13 protein-coding genes and 1 pseudogene are annotated in these 21145 nt (G+C 66.8%); 5 read left to right on the top strand and 9 right to left on the bottom strand.

The annotated features are described in order from the left end of the window. The 9 genes from EJC49_RS20740 to EJC49_RS20700 all read right to left on the bottom strand — a co-directional run. The coding region (locus tag EJC49_RS20740; RefSeq protein WP_245453496.1) for a transglycosylase domain-containing protein at positions 1-894 on the bottom strand (894 nt) is incomplete at its 3' end. Between the two features lie 145 nt (positions 895-1039). Beyond that, on the bottom strand, positions 1040-6502 hold the full coding sequence (locus EJC49_RS20735; RefSeq protein WP_126701841.1) for an alpha-2-macroglobulin family protein: 5463 nt from the start codon (positions 6500-6502) through the stop codon (positions 1040-1042). A 171-nt stretch (positions 6503-6673) separates the two neighbouring features. Further along, positions 6674-7261, bottom strand: a complete 588-nt coding sequence (locus EJC49_RS20730; protein WP_126701840.1) for an NAD(P)H-dependent oxidoreductase — start codon at positions 7259-7261, stop codon at positions 6674-6676. Positions 7262-7270: 9 nt separating this feature from the next. Further along, on the bottom strand, positions 7271-7852 hold the full coding sequence (locus EJC49_RS20725) for an NAD(P)H-dependent oxidoreductase (RefSeq protein ID WP_126701839.1): 582 nt from the start codon (positions 7850-7852) through the stop codon (positions 7271-7273). A 19-nt stretch (positions 7853-7871) separates the two neighbouring features. Then, the gene (locus EJC49_RS20720; RefSeq protein WP_126701838.1) at positions 7872-9275 is read right to left on the bottom strand and encodes an FAD-binding oxidoreductase; all 1404 of its coding nucleotides are present in this window, start codon (positions 9273-9275) and stop codon (positions 7872-7874) included. A gap of 4 nt (positions 9276-9279) precedes the next feature. Continuing rightward, on the bottom strand, positions 9280-10590 hold the full coding sequence (locus EJC49_RS20715; protein WP_126701837.1) for a cytosine deaminase: 1311 nt from the start codon (positions 10588-10590) through the stop codon (positions 9280-9282). Beyond that, positions 10590-11444: an ABC transporter permease gene (locus EJC49_RS20710; protein ID WP_126701836.1), complete on the bottom strand. Its 855-nt coding sequence runs from the start codon at positions 11442-11444 to the stop codon at positions 10590-10592. The genes EJC49_RS20715 and EJC49_RS20710 overlap by 1 nt, the downstream gene beginning before the upstream one ends. Beyond that, complete coding sequence (locus EJC49_RS20705; protein WP_245453495.1) at positions 11441-12259, bottom strand: ABC transporter ATP-binding protein; 819 nt, start codon at positions 12257-12259, stop codon at positions 11441-11443. The genes EJC49_RS20710 and EJC49_RS20705 overlap by 4 nt, the downstream gene beginning before the upstream one ends. Positions 12260-12331: 72 nt before the next feature. Then, the gene (locus tag EJC49_RS20700; protein ID WP_126701835.1) at positions 12332-13336 is read right to left on the bottom strand and encodes an ABC transporter substrate-binding protein; all 1005 of its coding nucleotides are present in this window, start codon (positions 13334-13336) and stop codon (positions 12332-12334) included. Positions 13337-13638: 302 nt separating this feature from the next. Between EJC49_RS20700 and EJC49_RS20695 the strand changes: the two genes are divergently transcribed. The 5 genes and pseudogenes from EJC49_RS20695 to EJC49_RS20675 all read left to right on the top strand — a co-directional run. Continuing rightward, positions 13639-14430 (top strand): creatininase family protein, encoded by a 792-nt coding sequence (locus EJC49_RS20695; RefSeq protein ID WP_126701834.1) that lies wholly within the window; start codon positions 13639-13641, stop codon positions 14428-14430. Positions 14431-14685: 255 nt separating this feature from the next. Beyond that, positions 14686-16338 (top strand): ABC transporter substrate-binding protein, encoded by a 1653-nt coding sequence (locus tag EJC49_RS20690; RefSeq protein WP_126701833.1) that lies wholly within the window; start codon positions 14686-14688, stop codon positions 16336-16338. Between the two features lie 88 nt (positions 16339-16426). Next, a complete protein-coding gene (locus EJC49_RS20685; protein WP_126701832.1) occupies positions 16427-17464 on the top strand; it encodes an ABC transporter permease in 1038 nt (345 codons plus the stop codon). Positions 17465-17476: 12 nt separating this feature from the next. Further along, positions 17477-18631, top strand: coding sequence for an ABC transporter permease (locus tag EJC49_RS20680; RefSeq protein WP_126701831.1), 1155 nt, complete (start codon positions 17477-17479; stop codon positions 18629-18631). A 10-nt stretch (positions 18632-18641) separates the two neighbouring features. Continuing rightward, positions 18642-20762: pseudogene (locus tag EJC49_RS20675) on the top strand (dipeptide ABC transporter ATP-binding protein); the annotation flags it as partial. Positions 20763-21145: the final 383 nt, after the last annotated feature.

The raw sequence follows: 21145 nt of genomic DNA, 5'->3' as shown, positions 1-21145 counted from the left end.
GGGCATGGGCCGGCGCGTGCTGCTCACCGGCTCGGCGGAGGCGCGTTCCACCTCGCCTGGAACGATCACGCCCGCCTGCGCCATGCGCGACAGGACGCGGTCGCGTGCGGCCTGCGCGGCTCGTGCGTTCCGGTCGGGGCGCCGCGCCTCGGGCGATTGCGGCAAGGCCACCAGAAGGGCTGCCTGCGGCAGCGTCAGCCGGTTCGGCTCCCGTCCGAACCAGGCGAGGCTTGCCGCGCGCACGCCCTCGATGTTGCCGCCATAGGGCGCCAGCGTCAGGTAGCGCGTCAGGATCTCGTCTTTCGACAGGCGCCGCTCGATCTGCAGCGCCCGCAGCGCCTGGCGCGCCTTTGACAAGAGGCTGCGCTCCTCGCGTGGTTCGATCAGCCGGGCAAGCTGCATGGTGATGGTGGAGCCGCCAGAAACGATCCGACCTTGCGTGGCGAACTGGAAGGCGGCGCGGCCGACCGCCAGCAGGTCGACGCCGTGGTGGTCGTGGAAGCGCTTGTCCTCATAGGCCACCAGCATCCTCACGAATTGCGGATCGACCGCCTTCCGGTCCACCGGCAGCCGCCAGCGGCCGTCGTCGGTGGCGTAGGCCCTGAGCAAGGCGCCGTTGCGGTCGACGACCTCGCGGGAGAAATCCCTCGCCCGGTCGAGCGGCGGCGGATAGGCGCGATCGAGGCGATCGAGGGCAAAGAGGGTGACGCCCGAGAGCGCGAGGAGGGAGAGAGCGGCAAGGGCGAGGCGGGGGAGGGTGCGTGCGGCCCGGTGGGCGAAGATGCCTGTACCTCTTCCTCCGCCGGCAGTACCCCCAGCCCCCACCCCTCCCCAAAAGGGGGAGCGGGGCCGCCCGAGACCGAGCCCGGCCGACATCGTCTGATTGTCAGGCACAGCATCGGCGACCCCCTCCCCCTTGTGGGGAGGGATAAGGGGTGGGTGTCCCGCGCCATCCAAGCCAGATGCGGAACCGGGGATCGAGCCGGCCTGAAAGGCCTCTTCGCCATGATCCATCATGGTTATCTGCCGGATGCGCCGCTCACTCGCCCCGCACCTCCATCAGCCCACTGGCGGTACGGGCCGACAACTGCGGACGGTACATGTCCTCGACGGTGGCCGCCGGATGTGTGTAGACGCCCGGCGTCACCGCGCGAACCACATAGGCGAGTGTGATGTCTCGGTCGCTTCCGCCAGGCCGGTCGAAGGCCGCGATGAAGCGGTCGTCACGGAACTCGGTGTGAACGGCGTCGGGTTGGGGCAGCCAGTCGAAGTTCGATAGCGCCGCGGTGTCGATCAGACGCGGATTGTCGATCTCGAACCCCGCCGGCAGCAGGTCGGATACGAGGAGCCGCGACGGCCAGTCGTTGAACTCCCGAACCTTGAGCACCACCACATAGCGCTCGTTCTGCCTCGCATCGAAGACGTTCGCCGGCTCCCCGTCGAGCGTGTAGTAGGCGCGCTCGATCGAAAAACCCTCGCCGCCGGCCGGCAGCGGCTGTTCGGGTGCAGCCGAGACCGTCAGGATCGCATCGACCGGTTCCGGCCCCCGGTTGACGATGGTCATCGGCGAAACCGTCACCTCCATACCGTCCAGACGTCGGGCGAAAGCGCCCTGGTGCGCCGCGCCGTCGACTTCGAGGCGGATGTCGTCGCTCGTCTCCTGGATCGCGCGGGCGGCGAGCAGCATCCAGGCTTCGTCCTGCGTGCTGGTCCAGCGGAACTGACGGCGGACGTCGGCAACGTAGTCGATCATCTTCGGGATGAGCGCGGGCGCGGGACGGCTTTCGGCCGCCAGCGCCAGCATGGCCGCGCCGTCGCGCAGCGTCGAGCCATAGTCCGAGCGGCTGGTGTAACCGACAGGTTCGCCCTCGGCGAGCCGGAAGGCGGAGCCAAAGGCCGCCTCGGAGCGCACGGCGTCGCCATAGAGCGCCAGGCTGGCGGCCAGCTGGGCGCGGGCCATCGGGCTGGCGAAGGCCTCGATCTGCGTGTCGGAATAGTAGCGCAGGTCGGCGGCCGAGGCCTTGCGGTTGCGCGACAGCACGTAGAGCGCATAGGCGATCTCGTTGCCGCGAGAGGCGATGTCGGTGTTGTAGGCGAGCGCGTTCTGCAGGTTCATCAGCGCCTGGCTCATCGCCTGTTCCGGCACCGGGTATCCCTGTTCGCGGGCCCGGGTCAGGAAGTCGGTGACATAGGCGTCGAGCCACAGGTCGCCGGAGCTCGGCCGCCAGAGGCCGAAGCTGCCGGACGAGGACTGGTAGGACAGAACCCGTATGATCGCGTCCTCGATGCGCTGGCGTACCGCCGGATCCTCGTCGAGGCCGGCCGCCTTCGACAATTCGCTGACATAAAGAAGTGGCAGCGCACGGCTGGTCGTCTGCTCGGCGCAGCCATAGGGATAGCGGTCGAGCGACATCAGCAGGGCGGGAACGTCGAAGGCGCTCATGCGCGAGACGTTGAGCGCGACGGAGGCGCCTTGCGGCAGCGACCCGGCGAAAAGTTCGCCGTCGAGCCGCAGGCTGCCGCCTTCGGCCGCGAGTGTCACCGTCCGCCGCGTCGTCACCGGCATGGCGCCGGGGCGAACGGAGAGGGTTGCGGTGCGGTTGACGGTGAGCCCGCCTGCATGGGTGAGCGCCACCAGCACCTCGCCGGTGCCCGGCACGTCGGCCGTCAGCGGCAACGTCAGGCTGGTCTTTCCGCCGGCCGGCAACGTCACCGTCGCCGGCACGCCGCCCTCGGTCGGCAGGAGCGAGCCGCCGGTGGTGAGCGCCAGGCGGTATTCGCCGGCCGGGCCGTCGGTGTTGGCGATCTCGACCAGGAGCCGGGCCTGGTCGCCGGGCGCCATGAAGCGCGGCAGGCTCGTTGTCACGACCACCGGGTCGCGCACGATCACGTCGGCCGAAGCATTGCCGGTGCCGTCCTTCGACCAGGCGACCGCCATGACGCGGACCGTGCCGTTGAACTGGGGGATGTCGAAGGCGACGCTGGCGCGGCCTTCGTCGTCCACCCGCACGATGCCGGAGAAGAAGGCGACGAGCTTTTCGGTCGGCGGATTGCCCTCCGGTCCCATCGCGCCGCCGTCGCCGCCGGTCCTGAGCCGCCCGAAGGCGCCCTGCGAGCCGTCGATCAGCCAGCCGTAGACGTCGCGCATCTCCAGACCCAGCATGCGCTGGCCGAAATACCAGGCGGTCGGGTCCGGCGCCTCGTAGCGTGTCAGGTTGAGGATGCCGACGTCGACGGCGGCGACCGTCACATAGGCTTCCTCGCCTGGCGCCAGTCCACCGACGGAGACGGGGAGCGTCAACGCCTGGCGCGGCTCGATGCGGGCCGGCGCCTCGATCGCCACGACGAGCTTGCGCTGGCCGGGATCGACCTTCAGCCATTTGAGCCCGATCGCGCGCATCGGCAGACGGGATTCCTGCGCCTCGCCGGGCCGGAACAGCGTCGCCATCACGTAGGCGCCGGCTCCGAAGTCATCGGTCACCGGAATGTCGATCGTGGCGCCGCCCTCCGGCACGGTCGCCGTGAAGGACGACAGCACACTCTCGGCGCCGATGGTGATCAGCGCCTCGCCGGCAAAACGCGGCGCGATGTTCAGCCTGGCCGTTTCGCCCACCGCATAGGCGTCCTTGTCGAAGGCCACTTCCAGCGCGTCCGGCGTCTCGGTCGACGTAGCCTCGACATACCAGCCGGCCTCGAAGTCGATGCTGGTCGCCGGCCCGTCGGCGTCGGCCGTCTCGATTTCCAGCCGGTAGCGACCCCAGCTCACGGGGACCGATATCTGCGGCTCCGACGTCGCCGAGGCGTCGACAGTGCCGTCCTGGATCAGGCTCGTCGTGGTGATGGGTTCGTAGCTCCAGGAATTGCCGCTGCGATACCATTGGTAGTGCCGGTCGAGCTTCTTCAGCGTCCAGCCCAGGCCCTTCAGGTCGATGCGCTCGCCGGTGGGGTCGACCGCCAGCACACGGAAGGCCGCCGTTCCTCCCTCTGGCACAGAGCCGTCGAATTCCGGCTTCAGGCCGAGCATGGCCGTCTGTGGGGTCACGTCGATGTCGACCGACCGCTCGACGGCCCGGCCGCCGCCTTCCACCATCCGCACCGAGACCGTCGCGCGCAGGAACTGCGTGGTCGAGGGCACCGCGTCGATCGTGACGTCGAAGCTCGCCTTGCCGTCGGCATCGGTGCGCGGCAGGTCCTCCAGCGTGATGCGGGCGTCCTCCACGTCCTCCTCGTCGGCAAGTCCGAAGACGTAGCCCGGATGCGAAGTGCGCGTTCGGGCGCGGCCGACCCGGACCTGGCCTTCCAGCCCAAGGCCTTCGGCCGGCGCGCCATAGAGATAGCGTCCGTCCACCGACAACGTCGCGGCCTCGCCGACCGCCACTTCGGTGGCGCCGCTCACGAGGTCGAACTCGATCCGGTCGGGCACGAAGTCCTCGACCAGAAAACTCTTCTGGGCGATCGGCGCGGCCTTCGGATCGGCGTGGATGCGCAGGGACCAGGTGCCGCGCATGGCCGTCGAGGCGAGCGCGAGCTCCACGGCATGGCCACCGAGTTCGGCACCGGACGAAACGACGCGGCTGTCCTCCACGCCGTCGGGGCGCTGGAAGATGAAGGTCAGCGGCAGGTTGTCCACGGCGTCCGCTCGCGGATCACGGTTCAGCGCCGAGGCATGCACCGTCTCGCCGGCACGGTAGATGCCGCGCTCGGTCCAGGCATAGACGTCCATTGCGCCGGGCGAAGCGCGGCCCTCGACGCCGCGATCGGACAGGTCGAAACCAGCCCGCGTCATGTCGAGGAACACGAAATCCGCCGTCCCTTCGCTGGCCATGATCACGGCCGGTGCCATGCCGCCATTGCCGCGGATCAGCCCGGCGTCGAAGCGGGCGCGTCCGTCGGCATCGGTGGTGGCGGTGCCGAGCACCTCGTTGTTGCGCGCAACCAGCGTCAGCGATAGCTCGGGCTTGGGCCTGGCGGTGTCGAGCGAGCGGGCAAAGACCGACAGCCCGTCTTCGCCGGCAAAGGTCACGAGGCCGATGTCGGAGACCAGGAACCACTGCGTGGCGCGCGCCGACCAGTCGTCGCTGCGGTCGTCGTCCGGAACGGCCGTCATCACGTAGATGCCCGGCGCCCGCTCGGGAAGCGCTTCGTCGACCGGAAAGGCGGTGACGATCTCCTTGTTCAGTTCGGGCGTGATCTCCAGAGTGCCCTCGAACACCGGCGCGCCTAGATCGTCGGCCAGGCGGCCGATCTCGTAGCGGTCGAGCTGGCGCAGGAACTGCGATTCGGTCAGGAGCCGCGACAGCGACCGGTCGCCGATCCGGTGGATCGCGATCTGCGCCCTGTCGGTGTTGACCGAGACGACGGGGATGCCGCGCCGGGCGCTGTTGGGCAGGATGAAGTTCTCGCCGGTGAAGCGCAGCGAGGGCGAGCGGTCGCGGATGTAGATGTCGAGCGCGACGGGCTCGCCGATCACTTCGCCGATGGCCGAAGGCAGGCCGGGGCGCACGACGATGCGATAGCGTCCGCCATGCACGAGGCCCTCCACGCACAGTTCGCGCTCGCCACGCTCGATGGCGGTGAGGGGCGCGTTGTCGACGGTGACGAAGGAGGCATAGTCGATGCCGGCCTTCACCAGATCCTCGGAAAACTGGACACAGACGCGCGGGCTGGCGCTGTCGGAATCCACGCGGTGATCGACGACGCGAAAGCCCCTGCGCCGCTTCAGGTCGGCATAGAGCGCCTGGATCACAGGCGACGAGACGAGTTCGAGGCTCTTCTCGTAGGCGGTGATGGCCGGGCGGAACATCGAGCGCCGTTCCAGTCCGACGGCCAGCGCGTTCAGCGCCGCGGCCCGCTCGCTCGCGGTGCGCGACAGGAGGTAGCCGTTGACGGCGGCGCCGGTCGTGACGCGCTGGAAGTTGAAGCCGCTCTCCCCGCCGCCCGGCCGTACCGCGATGGCCGCGTCCGCGAGGCCAGTCCACAGGCGGGTGTCGTCGGGCAGGATGGACAGGGCATTGGTGTAGTTCAGCATCGCCGCGCGCGGGTCGTTGTTGGCCATCGCCATGCGGGCGGCTTCTGTCAGCGCGGCAAGACCGGCGCCGCCGGCATCGGCCCGTGCCAGCGTCTCGTCGCGCGTGCGCCGGGCTTCGGACAGGACATAGCCCGCGACGAAGGAGAGGGCGGGTGGCGCGCCGAGGTCGGCTTCGCCGGTCGGGTTGACCACCTTGCCGGCCACCGCGCCGGGGAAGGGGTTCAGAACGTGGTAATCGGACTTCAGGAAGCACCAGCTGGCGCGGGTGTTGTAGGTGAAGGCGCGGCAGGCAGGATCGCCGAGGCAGACCGCCTTGCACTGTTCGAGCGTGACGTTCTGTTCCGTCCGCAGGTCGAAGCCGAAATAGTCGCCGTCGGCGGAGGTGACGATCTGCCGGGCGTCCTGGGCGAGGCCCGGCGACGCATGCATGATCATGGCCGCGAGCGCGACCGCAACGAAACGAAACATGCGCATCCGAAATCCTCCAAAGCCCGGCGGCCGATCCTAGGCCCGGGCATGTCGCGGGACTGTGACATGCTCCACAGTCGGTCGACATGCCGGCCGCGGATACGGCCGTTCGCCCATTGCCGGGCCGTTGCGACCACGGCCCGGGTAACCCAGCGGCAGGCAATCCCCAGATTGCGCCTAAAATACGGAGAGCTTCGCGCGAACCTTCGCGAGATAGGCCGCGCGGGAAGCGGGCGTGGAGGCATCCATGCGGTAATGCGCCAGGAAGAGCGTGCGGCAACGCCAGCCGCACAGCGCCCGGATGCCGCGCAGCACGGTGCGGCGGCCGGGATGGCCCATGAGATGCGACCAGACGAAGGAAGCGCCGCAGGTCGTCACCACCGCCACCTTGCGGATGTGGGTCATCAGCGGTCGGATGCGACCGCCATCCTTGGGTAGCTGGAAGACGATGTCGATCGCCCAGACCCGGTCCAGCCAGCCCTTCATCATCGCCGGCAGGCCATACCACCAGGTCGGATAGACGAAGACGAGACCCTCGGCCCAGCGCAGCGCTTCGATATGGGGCTCGAGCGCCGGATCGGTCGGGGCATGGTCGTTATAGGTACGCCGCTCCTCGGTTCCCATCACCGGATCGAAGCCCATGGCATAGAGGTCGAGAAGCCGCGTCTCGTGGCCCGCCGCGATCAGCGCGGCGAGTGTTTCGTCACGGACGGCGGCACAGAAGCTTTCGGGGACGGGATGGCAGTAGACGACGAGGACACGCACGACGCTTCTCTAGAATCGATCCATTGCGGAGGATACCGCCCGCATGAAACGCTTTCGCGACGCGTCCGTCGAGCGGTTCATGTCGTAGTGCGCCATGTATTTGACGCGAGCGCCCGGTTTCACCGTACCCCAAAGGAGGCGCCTGACCAGTTTGCGGGGCGGATCGCCGATCAGGAAGGCGCGCCAGCGCGAGCCACCATAGCTCGTCACGGCGACGACCTTGGTGATGTTGTGGAGAGCACCTTCGACCTTGCCGTCGACGATCCGGAAAGATACGCCGGGCAGGAAGACGCGGTCGAAGTAGCCCTTGAGGATCGCCGGATAGCCGTAGTTCCACACCGGGTAGCACAGCACCAGCGCATCGGCCGCGCGCAGCCGCTCGACATAGGGCCGCACATTGTCGAGGTTCCGCTCTTGGTCGTGATAGTCGAGCCGCTCCTGCCGCGACAGGCGCGGGTCGAAATCCTCCGCATAAAGGTCGCAATCGTCCACCGCATGCCCCGCTGCCTCCAGCCGCTCCACGATCAGCCGGTGCAGCGCGGCGTTGAAGCTGGTCTCGACGGGATGGGCATGGAGGAGGAGGATTTTCATGGCGCGCCTGTCTTCGACATCAGCCGACCTGCTGCAGCCCCCTGAACAGGAACGGCTTCGACGTCGCGAAATCGAAGTCCGGGTTTTCCCAGGCGATCATCTTTCCGGGGTTGAGCAGGCCCTTCGGATCGGCCTCCTTCTTGAAGGCGAGTTGCACGGCGTCCGTCTGCTTCATCCCGCCTTCCTCCAGCGTGTAGCGGTGCGGGTTGAAGATCGGGCAGCCGTTCTCCTCGTGCAGGCGGATGATCTCGTCCAGCCGCTCCTCGGTGGTGTAGCGCACCATGGGCAGGCCGAAGCAGGTGACGTCGCCGTCGAAACGCACGAATTCGAGGTGGCCGATCACTTCGTCGGGGAACAGCGCATGCACCTTCTCGATCAGCTCGATCTGGTTGGGGAAGGGGTAGAGCACCTGGAGATAGGTGATCGCCGGGTCGATGCGGATGCCGCGCAGCGTCGTGTGGTTCCACGACAGCTCCGCCACCGGCGGCAGGCCCTTCATATCCTCGGCGCTCGCGGTCGCCGCGTTGAAGATCACCGCCGCGCCCTGTCTGCGGGTGAAGGCCAGGAAGGCGTCGAGCGCGTGGGCGGCCACCATGACGAGGCAGACGCTCTGGCCCTCGCCGAGGAACTTGCCATGGCGTTTGAAATAATCGACGGGCGCGGGGGCGGCGATCGGCGAGATCAGCTTGGTGAGAATGCCGTCCTGGCGCGCCAGCGCGTTGCCGTAGCGCGCGGCCTCGATGAAATTGTCGAAGCCGACGATCACGTCGACCCAGTCATAGGCCGCCGTCAGCGGCATCTCCACCTCTGTGATGATGCCGTTGGTGCCATAGGCGTGGGTGACCTTGTGCAGGTCCTCGCCGGTCAGGTCGAGGATGCGTGGCGTCTCTTCCATGGTCACCACCCGAAGCCGGATGATGTTGCCAAAATCGCGCAATCCGCCCCAGTTGATCGAGCCGATGCCGCCCGAGCCGCCGGCGATGAAGCCGCCGATCGAGGCGGTGTGGAAGGTCGACGGCAGCATGCGCAATTCCTGGCCGGAATGCGCCCGCGTCTGCCTGTCGATCTCGGCCATCACCGCGCCGGGACCGCAGACCACGCGCCCGGGCGCGATTTCGCGCACGTCGTTCATCTCGGCGAGGTTGAGGAGCACGCCGCCCGAGAGCGGCATCGCCTGGCCATAATTGCCGGTGCCGGTGCCGCGGGGCGTGACCGGCACGCCGTGGCGGTAGCAGGCGGCCAGCACGCGCACCACCTCGGCCTCGTCGCGCGGGCTCACCACGATGTCGGCCGTCACCTCGTCGAGCTGGCGTTTCAGCACCGGCGAGTACCAGTAGAAGTCGCGGCTCTTCTGCTTGACGATCGCCGCATTGTCCTCGATCCGGATGCCGTCGATGTCGCGTCTCAGCGCTGCGATGTCCATGCAATCACCTCAGGAAGGGGTCGAGTTCGGCGTAGTCGGGAACGGTCGTCTCGATGCGCCTGCCGCTGCGCAGCACGATGCGGTCGCTCTCCGGGCGCGACAGAAGTTCGGTCAGCGAGCGTCCCTTGAAGATCACGAGATCGGCCGGCGCGCCGGCGTCGATGCGGCCGGTTCCGTCGAGCCGCAGGATCTCGGCTGGCGTCGCCGCGACGGTTCTCGGCCAGTCGGCCACGGGATGGTCGAAATGGATCGTTCGGGTGGCCATGCGATAGACCTCCAGCATGTCGAGGTCGCCATAGGCGTAGAAGGGGTCGCGTGTGTTGTCGGAGGCGACCGCCACGGGGATGCCGCGCGCCTTCATCTCGTGCAGCAGCGTCACGCCGCGCCAGCGCGGCGTCGTGCCGTCATGACGGCGGTCCTGGAGATACATGTTGCACATGGGCAGCGACACGACCGCGAGGCCTGCGCGCGCCACCTTGTCCAGCGTGTCGAGCACGTCGGCGTCGGGCTGTCTGGCCAGCGAACAGCAGTGGCCGACGAGGATATTGCCTTCGAAGCGGTGCTCGATCGCCTTCTCGGCGATGTGCTTCAGCGAGATCGCGCCGACGTCGTCGGTCTCGTCGGCGTGGAAGTCGAGATCGAGGCTGCGGTCGATCGCGGCGCGAAAGACGACGTCGAGCAGGTTGTCGAGGTCCGGCACCATGTAGGTGACCGCGCCGAGGATGCCGCCGGCCTCGGCCACACGGTCGGCAAGCGCGGCAAAGAAGGCGCCGTCGCGCACGCCGTCGATGCCGATCAGGCTCGCCGCCTGCAATTCGATGCGCCCGGCCCAGCGTTCCCGCAGCTTCTGGAACACCGGCCAGGAAATGGTCTCTTGCGGATGGATCGAATCGAGATGCGTGCGAATTGCCTTGGTGCCGTGTGCGAAGGCGCTCTTCAGGCCGAACTCCATCCGAGCCTCGACGTCGGCCGCCGACCAGTTCGCCTCCCGGTCGGCGCCGACGGCTTCCAGCGCACCCATGAACGTGCCGTCCGGGTTCGGCTGGCGCCGCCAGATGTGGCCCTTGTCGAGATGGGTGTGGCAGTCGACGAAGCAGGGCATGACGATGCGGCCGGCGAGATCGACCGCGCGCGGCGGGACTGAACCTCCGGCGCTGCGCGGCGCGATGCCGGTCACCTTGCCATCGGCAATCGCGAGGTCGACCTGCACGAAGCCGTCGGCATCGCCCGTTCCCATCTCCGCCTGGGTCAGCGAGGCGTGGATGCGGGCATCGGCGAGCACGAAATCGCCTGAGGAGGGAAGTTCGATCGACATCAACGCTCCTGCTTCAAGGCGCTCTCGTGCCAGCGGCGCAGCATCATGTGCGACACCCAGGACAGCACGAGGAAGATGACGATGCCGGTGGCCGAGATCAGGATCAGCGCGGCAAACAGGCGCGGCGCGTTCAGCCGGTAACCGGCCTCGATGATGCGCGAGGCTAGCCCCGAGGACTGGCCGGCCGCGCCTGCCACGAACTCGGCCACCACCGCGCCGATCAGCGCCAGCCCGCCCGCGATCTTCAATCCGCCGAGGAAGTAGGGCATGGCCGAAGGCAGCCGCAGCAGCCACAGTTCCTGCCAGCGCGTGGCGCCGTTGAGCGCAAACAGGTCGCGCAGATTGCGGTCGGCCGAGTTCAGCCCGAGCGTCGTGTTGGACAGGATCGGGAAGAAGGCGACGATCCAGGCGCAGAGCAGCAGCTTGGTGGTCTGGTTGTCGACATAGATGTTGATCAGCGGGAAGATCGCCACGATCGGCGTCACCTGCAGCACCACGGCGAAGGGAAAGAACGACATTTCCACCCATTTCGACTGGGCAAACAGCACCGCCAGCCCGACGCCGCCGGCCACCGCCAGCAGCAGGCCGAGGAAGGTGATGCGCAGCGTCACCAGGAGCGAGGAAAACAGCAGCGCGGCATCGTTGTAGAGCGCCTGCAGGACCACGCCCGGCCGTGGCAGGATGTAGTGCGGGATCTCGTTCCACACGCAGATGCGGTCCCAGGCGAAAATCGCCAGCGCCATGATGGTGAGCGGCAGAACCCAGCGGCCGATCCGCTCGGCCCGTTCGCGCCGGACGCGGCGGACCTCCTCGGCGTCGATCGCAACGGTTGCGGATTGGTCGATGGCGGTCACGCACGCCCCCGATAGGCCTGATGCGACGCGTTGATGGCGCCGAGCAACGCTTCGGAGGCGTCGCGGCAAAGCGCGGCATAGTCCGCCGAGGTGCGGAAGCGCTCGTCGCGAGGGTAGGGCGCGTCGACGTCGAACTCGCCATGGACCCGACCCGGACGCGCGGCCATGACGATGATGCGGTTGGACAGGAACACGCTTTCGAAGACGGAGTGGGTGACGAACACGACCGTGAGCTTGCGGTCCTGCCAGAGTTCGAGAATGTCGTCGTTCAGCTTGAACCGGGTGATCTCGTCGAGCGCGGCGAAGGGCTCGTCCATGAGGAGGAGCTTCGGCCGCGTGACCAGGCTGCGCGCGATGGAGACGCGCATCTTCATGCCGCCCGAAAGCTCGCGCGGCACGGCCTTCTCGAAACCCGTCAGGTGGACGCGCTCCAGCATCTCGCCGATCTCGGCGGCGGCCTGCGCGCGCGAGACGCCGCGCAGACGCAGCGGCAGCCAGACATTGTCGAAGACGGACGCCCAGGGCATCAGCGTCGGCTCCTGGAAGACGAAGCCGAGGTCGCGCTGGCCGATCGTCTCGCCGTGCCAGTCGAGCCCGCCGGTCGTCGGCGTCGAAAGGCCGGCTATGATGCGCAGCGCCGTCGACTTGCCGCAGCCGGAAGGTCCCAGCAGGCTGACGAAGTCACCCTGCCGGATGGTCATGTCGACGCCCGAAAGCGCCGTCACGCCGTTCGAGAATGCCTTGCCCACGCCGCGCAGCGACAACAGCGGCGCGCGCGTCGCGGATCGTTCGGTCGAAGTCTGGAGGGCAAGCAAGTCCGGCGCGGTCCCTGGGTTTCGCCCTCCGGCTTGGCGGCCGGAGGGACATGGCTGGCGGCCCGGTGAGGCTTACTTTTTCAGGTCGAGCCCAACGCCCTTGTTGACGAAATCGAGCGTGTAGGATTTCGCGATGTCGAGACCGTCCGCGACCACTTTCGCCTTGACCATGGATCCATAGAAGCCGGCGATGCGCTCGGCCGTCATGGCGCCGATGCCCATGGTCTCGGTGTCGCCGGAATCGACGATGCCAAACTCCTTCATCGTTTCGATCGAGAAGGCGATCTGCTCGTCGTTCATGTCCGGATTGTCGGCCTTGATCATCTCGTTGGCGGCGGCATTGTCGCCGTAGAGATAATTGTACCAGCCCTTGGCCGAGCCGTCGACGAAGCACTGCACCACCTCGGGACGCTCGTCGATGGTCTTCTGCATCGTCTCGATCGTGGTGGCGTAGGTCTCGAAACCGTAGTCGGCGAGCAGGAACAGGTTGGGCTTGAAGCCCGCCTCGCGCTCGACGGCGAACGGCTCGGAGGTGACATAGCCCTGCTGGACCGACTTCGGATTGGCGATGAAGGGCGCGGGGTTGAATGTGTAGGGGACGCGCTTGGCCGCGTCGAAGCCGAAATCGGTGATCATCCACTGGAAGTAGCTCTGGAAGCCTTCGTCGCCTAGAATGTACTGCTCGGCGTTCTTCAGGTCCTCCCAGGTGTCGAGGCCCTGGCCCGGATGGCTCATCAGCACCTGCGGCTCCTTCTGGAACGAGGCGGCGACGACCCGCAGCGGGATGTTCTGCTCGACCGCCGAGAAGGCCTGCAGCATGTTGCCGCCCATGTAGAAGTCGATGCGGCCGGCCAGAAGCAACGGTCGGCCCGACACCTGCGGGCCACCCTGCATGATTTCGACGTCGAGACCGCAGGCGGCATAGGTGCCGTCGGCGACGGCCTGATAGTAGCCGCCATGCTCGGCCTGCGCGAGCCAGTTGGTGGCGAAGATCACCTTCTCGGCCGCCTGCGCGGCCAGCGGCGAGATCGAGGCGAGGAGGACGGAGAGGGCTGCGGTGCGGATAGCTGACGTCATGACACGACCCCTGTGCTTGTCCCGCCACCTCACGGGCGCGGGCTGTGTGATTTCCACGAAGGCGACGCAAGACGCATGCCATCGGCCTGCGCGCCAGGAAGAATACGGCCCGACCGGGGCGGCTGGATCACCGCCTGCGTGCGATGCCGCCACGTTGCGCAACCTGCCCATTTTTGCGCCATGAGTCCATGGCGGACGACCTCTCGTCCACATCGCTGGCACCGGTGTCTTGCGGGCGAGCGCGCCGCGGTCTTAGGTGGAACGAACAAGCATGCCGATGGCGTCGAACACGGAGACCAAAGATGCGAAAACTGTGGTGGGGCGATTACCGCACGGTCGATTTCGAGGGGCTGGACCCCGAGGCCGTCATCGCGGTCGTACCGGTCGCCGCCATCGAGCAGCACGGACCGCATCTGCCGGTCTCGACCGACACGACCATCATGCAGGGCATGATCGACACCGTCCTGCCGCTGGTGCCGGACGATCTCGACGTGCGCTTCCTGCCGATCCAGGCGGTCGGCAAGTCGAACGAGCACCTGCATACACCAGGCACGCTGACGCTGCCCGCGCCGCTTTTGATCGAGGCCTGGACCGAGCTCGGCCTGTCGGTCGCCCGCGCGGGGGTGAGGAAGATCGTCTTCGTCAACTCGCATGGCGGCAACGAGGAGATCATGGGCATCGTCGCGCGGGAACTACGGGTCAAGGTTGGCATGCTGGCGGTGAAGACGAGCTGGCAGCGCTTCGGCCGCCCGGCCGGCATGTACACGGAGGCGGAGGAACGGCTCGGCATCCATGGCGGCGACGTGGAGACCTCGCTGATGCTGCACTTCCGGCCCGACCTCGTGGTGATGGACGAGGCGCGCGACTTCGCCTCGGCCACCAGCCGCGCCGACGCAACCTTCGCGCTTTTGAAGCCGCAGGGCACGCACGCCTTCGCCTGGATCGCGTCCGACATCAACCCGGCCGGCGTGGCTGGCGACGCCTCGATCGCAACCGCTGGGAAGGGCCGGGCGACCGCGGCGCACCAGGCCGCCGGATTCGTCGACCTGCTGAAGGACGTGCGCGCCGCGCGGCTTTCGGACTGGTTGTCCTGACCCGGCCTTTCCACAGGCGATCGTGCCATCGACGGCCGTCGCGGCCGCGCCTGCCGACCGTCCCCGCGAGCGGCAGCCATCCGCCGCGATTGTTCCGGTTGCGGTCGATTCGGCACCAATCTTGTCGCAATCGCAGCAGCTTGCCGGCCCGCGAAGTTGCACATTCCGTGACGAAACCGGATCGGGGCTGTTTTGACATCGCCGGCCGGATGGGGAATGCTAACAGGCGAAAAGCCAGAGAAACGGGAGATTGCAATGAGCTTATACAAAAGCAACGGAGACCGTGTGCCCGGTCACGTCGAGGCGCTGGCCGAAGGTGTGCGCGCCGGCAAGTTCGACCGCCGCGAGTTCCTTGCGATGGCCAGCGTCTTCGGCGCCACGACGGCCATGGCCTACAGCATGATCGGTCTCGTCGCGCCGACGCCGGCGATGGCGCAGGAAGCCAGGAAGGGCGGCGTTCTGAAGGTCGCCATGCCGGTCAAGGATCCGAAGGATCCGCGCACCGCCGACTGGTCGGAAATCGCCAATGCCGAGCGTCAGACGCTCGAGCCGCTGGTGAAGTACACCCGTGAGTTCACCTTCGAGCCCTACCTGCTCGAAAGCTGGGAAGTGAATGACGACGCGACCGAATACGTCTTCCATGTTCGCCCGGGCGTGACCTGGACCAATGGCGACACGTTCAACGCCGACGACGTCATCTTCAACCTGACCCGCTGGTCCGACAAGAGCGCCGAGGGCAACTCGATGCCCGGCCGTCTCGGCACCATCGTCGACGACGAAACCGGCAAGCTGCGCGAAGGCGCGGTCGAGAAGGTCGACGACATGACCGTCAAGATCAGCCTGACCCGGCCCGACATCGCGCTCATTCCGAGCCTTTGCGACTATCCCGCGCTCGTGGTGCACCGCTCCTTCGACGAGACCGGCGCCAACTTCGTCCAGAATCCGATCGGCACCGGTCCGTTCGAGCTCGTCTCCTACGACGTCGGCCAGCGCGTGGTCTACAAACGCCGCGAGAACGGCACCTGGTGGAACGGCGAGGTCTATCTCGACGGCGTCGAGTTCATCGACTACGGCACCGATCCCTCGGCGATGGTGGCGGCCTTCGAGGCCGGCGAGGTCCACACCAACCACGAGACGTCGGCCGACTACGTGTCGATCCTCGAAGGCGTCGGCGCGGTAACGTCCGAAGTCGTGACGGCCTCGACCATCGTGGCCCGCACCAACGTCGCCAACGCGCCCTATGACAACCAGAAGGTCCGCAAGGCGCTGCAACTGGCGGTCGACAACGCCACCGTGCTCGCGCTCGGCTACGGCAACGCCGGCGAACCGGCCGAAAACCACCATGTCTGCCCGATCCACCCCGAATATGTCGCGCTGCCCAAGGTGGAACGCGACATCGCGGCGGCCAAGGCGATGATGGAGGAAGCCGGCCAGATCGACTTCGAACACGAACTCATCACCGTGGACGAGGACTGGCACAAGAACACCGGCGACGCCATTGCCGCCCAGATCCGCGAAGCCGGCATCAAGGTGAAGCGGACGGTTCTGCCGGGTTCGACCTTCTGGAACGACTGGACGAAGTATCCGTACTCGATGACCAACTGGAACATGCGCCCGCTCGGCATCCAGGTCGTCGCGATCGCCTATCGCACCGGCGAGGCCTGGAACGAGGCTGCCTATTCCAATCCCGAGCTCGACGCGGCCGTCGGCGAGGCGCTGTCCATCGCCGATGCCGAAAAGCGCAAGGAGGTCATGGAGAAGATCGAGACGATCCTCCAGGATTCGGGCATCATCATCCAGCCCTACTGGCGCAAGCTCTACAACCACTCGGTCGAGGCGGTGAAGAACCACGGCATGCATCCGACCTTCGAGCACGACTACGGCAAGGTCTGGCTCGACGAGGCGTGACACGGCACTGACGACGGGGAGGGGCCATGCGCCCCTCCCTTTCCGTCCGGAGGGTTAGACGCCCCAACCTGAAGCGGCAGGGGGATCGATGCTTGCTTTCATAGTGCGGCGACTGGGCACCATGGCGCTGACGATGCTGTGCCTGACGCTCGTCGTCTTCTTCATGGTCAATCTCGAGCCTAACCTGCGCAAGCTGTCGATCAGCCAGCTCGACATGCGCTCGTCCGACGCGCACATCGAAAGCTGGTTGCAGCGCAACGGCTACCGCGACAATTTCTTCGTCCGCTACGGCCGCTGGCTGGGCGTCGTCGAAAAGCAGCCCAATTTCAACGCGGAGGGCCAGCCGGTCCCGCGCTTCTCCTATTGCAACGAGCCGGCCGAGCCCCATTACGGGGGCATCCTCCAGGGCGATTTCGGCTGCTCGACAAAGTTCAAGACCACGGTCGCGGCCAAGCTGTTTCCCGCGCTTCGGGCCACCGGCATCCTGATGTTCTGGGTGATGGTAGTGATGGTGCCGATCTCGCTGCTGATCGGCATCCTGGCCGGCATGCGCGAGGGCTCGCGCACCGACCGGTCCCTGTCCGTCGCCTCCATCACCACGACCGCGACGCCGGAATATGTGTCGGGCGTCATCTTCACCGTGATCTTCGCCTCCTGGCTCGGCTGGCTCAACGGCTCGGCCGCATCGGCCACCGGGCCGGGGGGCATCACCTTCTACAATTTCACGCTGCCGGTGATGACCATGGCCATCTACGGCATCGGCTACATCGCCCGCATGACGCGCGCCTCGATGGTCGAGGTGATGACGCAGCAATACATCCGCACCGCGCGGCTGAAGGGGCTGAGCTTCAGCGCCGTGGTGGTCAAGCACGCGCTGCGCAATGCGCTGATCGCGCCGTTCACCGTCATCATGCTGCAGTTTCCCTGGCTTCTGACCGGCGTCGTCATCGTTGAAGTGATGTTCCGCTACCAGGGCTTCGGCTACACGCTGGTGGAAGCCGCCGGCAACAACGACATCGACCTGCTGCTCGGGTGCTCGCTCGTGTCCGTGGCCGTCGTCCTGTCCACGCAACTCATCTCGGACGTCGGTTATGCCTATCTCAACCCGCGCATAAGAGTTCAATAAAGGGGGACGCGGATGCAGCTCGAATATGTCGGCGCCTTCCAGATCGTGCTTGGCGTTCTGTTTCGCTTCTGGCCGGTCTGGTTGTCGCTGGCCGTCGTGCTCACGCTCTCGATCACCTACAAAAAGCGCCTGGGCCTCTACGGCCAGCTTTTCGACACCGGAGTGGGCGTCGCCGGCGTCGTCATATGCCTGTTCTGGCTCTTCACCGCCATCTTCTCAGGCACCGTCGCGCCCTTCGACCCGCTGGTCCAGAACGTCGTCATGAAGGATGCGCTGCCGGGCGCCATGACGCCCGATGGCGGCGTCTACCTCTTCGGCGGCGACAGGCTCGCACGCGACATCTTCTCGCGCATGGTGTTCGGCAGCCAGATCGTGCTGATCATCGCGCCGGCCGCCACCGCCTTCGCGCTGATGGTCGGGATCACGCTTGGCCTTCCCGCCGGCTATTTCGGCGGACGGATCGATTCCGTTCTCTCGTTCCTCGCCAATCTGGTTCTCGCCTTCCCGGTGATCCTGCTGTTCTATCTGCTGGTCACCCCCGGCATCATGGACACGCCCATCCCCTACGCCTTGGCCGGCGTCTTCTTCCTGTTCCCGATCGTGTTTTTCTGCGTGCTGTTCTACACCCGCTTCAGGAACCGGACCGACCGGCTCTATCCGCAACTGGCGATCACGCTTGTGCTCGGCCTGTGGATCTATGTCGGGCTGGTGTTCGACGCCGATCCGCTCGGCATCATCTCGATCCGTCCGAACGAGCTGAACATTTTCGTCGCCGTGGTCTTTGCCTCGTCGCCCGGCGTGTTCCGCATCGTGCGCGGCCTCGTCATGGACATCAAGACGCGCGACTACGTCGCCGCCGCCCAGACACGCGGGGAGACGCCCTGGTACATCATGCTGTGGGAGATCCTGCCCAATGCGCGCGGGCCGCTGATCGTCGATGCCTGCCTCCGCATCGGCTACACCACCATCCTTCTTGGAACGCTCGGCTATTTCGGCCTCGGTCTCGCGCCGGAGAGCCCGGACTGGGGCACGGCGATCAAGGATTCCAGCCGTCTGCTGCGCGCCTTCATCCATCCGGCACTTCCGCCCGTCATCGCGCTCATGTCCTTCGTGCTGGGCTTGAACCTGCTTGCCGACGCGCTGCGCGAACAGTCGCTGAAGGATTGAGGAGGCCATCATGTCCGCGATTTCCGCCGCCGCCCGTCCCGCCGCCAACGCCCAGCCGATCCTCGAGATCGAGAACCTGTCGATCTCCTTCTTCACCCGGGCGGGCGAGATTCCCGCGGTGATGGATTTTTCCTGCAAGGTCATGCCGGGCGAGGCGATGGGCCTCGTCGGCGAATCGGGCTGCGGCAAGTCCACCGTCGCGCTCGGCATCATGCGCGACATGGGCAACCGGGGGCGGATCGTCGGCGGCCGGATCAAGTTCATGGGCCGCGACATGGGCGAGATGAGCGACGCGGAACTGCGCGACATCCGCGGCAACAAGATCGCCATGATCTACCAGGAGCCGATGGCCAGCCTGAACCCGGCGATGAAGGTCGGCCGGCAGCTCATGGAAGTGCCGATCCTGCACGAAAAGGCGTCCAAGGCCGATGCCTACAAGCGCGCGCTGGAAATGCTGGCGGCGGTGCGCCTGCCTGACCCGGAACGCATGATGGGCTCCTATCCGCACCAGTTGTCGGGCGGGCAGCAGCAGCGCGTGGTCATCGCCATGGCGTTGCTGTCGAAGCCGGCGTTGCTGCTGCTGGACGAGCCGACCACGGCGCTGGACGTGACGGTGGAGGCCGGCATCGTCGATCTGGTCAAGGATCTCGGCAAGAAGTTCGGCACGTCGATGCTGTTCATCTCGCACAATCTCGGTCTGATCCTGGAGACCTGCGACCGCATTACCGTCATGTATTCGGGCGAGGCGGTGGAGGAAGGCAAGGTCGGCGACGTGTTCGACCGTATGCGCCATCCCTATACGCAAGGGCTCTTCCGCTCCATCCCGCTGCCCGGCGCCGACAAGAATTCGCGGCCGCTGATCGCCATTCCCGGCCAGTTGCCGCTGCCGCACGAGCGTCCGCGGGGCTGCAATTTCGGCCCGCGCTGCCAGCACTTCGTGGAAGGGCTCTGCGACGCCCGCGAAATCCCGATGTATCCGGTCAAGGAGCATCCCGATCATCTGAGCCGATGCGTGCGGTTCGACGATGTCGACTGGACCGCTCTGCCGGCGGGCATCAAGCGAAACGAACCGGTGAAGCCGGGCCCGACCGTGCTGAGGATCGACGACCTGCGCAAATACTACCGCGTCGCGGCCAACGAGATCTTCGGCGGCGGGGAGGCCCGCACCGTCAAGGCCAACGAATCGATCTCCTTCGAGGCGCGCGAATCCGAAACGGTCGCCATCGTCGGCGAATCGGGTTGCGGAAAATCGACGCTGGCCAAGGTGCTGCTCGGGCTCGAGACGGCGTCCTCGGGCAAGGTTTTGCTCGGCAATTCCGAGATCCAGGACACGCCGATCGAAAAGCGCGACGTCGAGACCATCTCCTCGATCCAGATGGTGTTCCAGAACCCGTTCGACACGCTCAATCCGAGCCATTCGGTGGGCTCACAGATCGTCCGGACGCTGGAGAAGTTCAAGGTCGGCAAGACGCAAGGCGAGCGCCAGAACCGGATGCTGGAACTGCTCGACCTAGTTAAGCTGCCGCGCGCCTTCGCTACGCGCATGCCGCGCCAGCTCTCCGGCGGGCAGAAGCAGCGCATCGGCGTGGCGCGCGCGTTTGCCGGCAACGCACGCGTGGTGGTGGCCGACGAGCCGGTCTCGGCCCTCGACGTGTCCGTGCAGGCGGCGGTGACCGAACTGCTGATGGACGTGCAGCGCCAGAACAAGACGACGATGCTGTTCATCAGCCACGACCTGTCGGTGGTGCGCTATCTCGCCGACCGCGTCGTCGTCATGTATCTCGGCTACATCGTCGAGCAGGGCACGACCGACCAGATCTTCGCGCCGCCCTACCATCCCTACACGGAGGCGCTCCTGTCGGCGATCCCGATCGCCGACACCAGCGTGGTGAAGAAGCACATCGTGCTCGACGGCGACATTCCGTCCGCCATGAACCCGCCGTCCGGCTGCCCTTTCCAGACGCGCTGTCGCTGGAAATCACGCGTGCCCGACAATCTGTGCGAGACCAAGGTTCCGCCGCTGAAGAATCTCGGCAATGGCCACCAGAGCCTGTGCTGGCTGGACGATGCCGAACTCGCCTCGATGGAGCCGGTCATCTCCTTCGCCCAGCCCGACAGGGAGGCCGCGTCGCCCGTCGCCTCGGAGGTGCCGGTCGAGCCCGTTACGCCGCGCGTGGAAGCCACTGCTCCGGACACCGCCGCCCGGCCGCGAACCCGCAAGGCCGCCGGCCGCTCTGCGGTTGCCGGCGAATCCTCGCCCAAGCGGCGGGCGGCGGAAGCCGGCTCCGGCCGCCAGGCGGTCAATCCAAAGGTGAAGCCGGGGACGACCGCGTCGAGCGGCGCGCCGTCCACCGGGAAGATGACTCGTGCGAAGGCCCGGCAGGAGGTCGCCGAACCGGCGCATCCCGACCTCCAGGCCGCGCCGGCGCTCGCGCTCTCGCCGGAAGACAGGAACCGGCCCGCCGGCATTCCGCGTCCCGACCAGCCGGACGATCTGAAGCTCATCGCCGGCAT

It is taken from the genome of Aquibium carbonis, from assembly GCF_003970795.1.
In the GTDB taxonomy this organism is placed as follows: Bacteria; Pseudomonadota; Alphaproteobacteria; order Rhizobiales; family Rhizobiaceae; genus Aquibium; species Aquibium carbonis.
Note: the sequence above shows the minus strand (reverse complement) of the source record. Positions and strands in the feature narration are given on the sequence as shown.

Excerpts from the sequence above, each read along its gene's own strand:
- EJC49_RS20715 (WP_126701837.1), bottom strand. The coding sequence starts at position 10,590 with ATGTCGATCGAACTTCCCTCCTCAGGCGATTTCGTGCTCGCCGATGCC.
- EJC49_RS20720 (WP_126701838.1), bottom strand. The coding sequence starts at position 9,275 with ATGGACATCGCAGCGCTGAGACGCGACATCGACGGCATCCGGATCGAG.
- EJC49_RS20690 (WP_126701833.1), top strand. The coding sequence starts at position 14,686 with ATGAGCTTATACAAAAGCAACGGAGACCGTGTGCCCGGTCACGTCGAG.
- EJC49_RS20725 (WP_126701839.1), bottom strand. The coding sequence starts at position 7,852 with ATGAAAATCCTCCTCCTCCATGCCCATCCCGTCGAGACCAGCTTCAAC.
- EJC49_RS20685 (WP_126701832.1), top strand. The coding sequence starts at position 16,427 with ATGCTTGCTTTCATAGTGCGGCGACTGGGCACCATGGCGCTGACGATG.
- EJC49_RS20735 (WP_126701841.1), bottom strand. The coding sequence starts at position 6,502 with ATGCGCATGTTTCGTTTCGTTGCGGTCGCGCTCGCGGCCATGATCATG.
- EJC49_RS20695 (WP_126701834.1), top strand. The coding sequence starts at position 13,639 with ATGCGAAAACTGTGGTGGGGCGATTACCGCACGGTCGATTTCGAGGGG.
- EJC49_RS20680 (WP_126701831.1), top strand. The coding sequence starts at position 17,477 with ATGCAGCTCGAATATGTCGGCGCCTTCCAGATCGTGCTTGGCGTTCTG.
- EJC49_RS20700 (WP_126701835.1), bottom strand. The coding sequence starts at position 13,336 with ATGACGTCAGCTATCCGCACCGCAGCCCTCTCCGTCCTCCTCGCCTCG.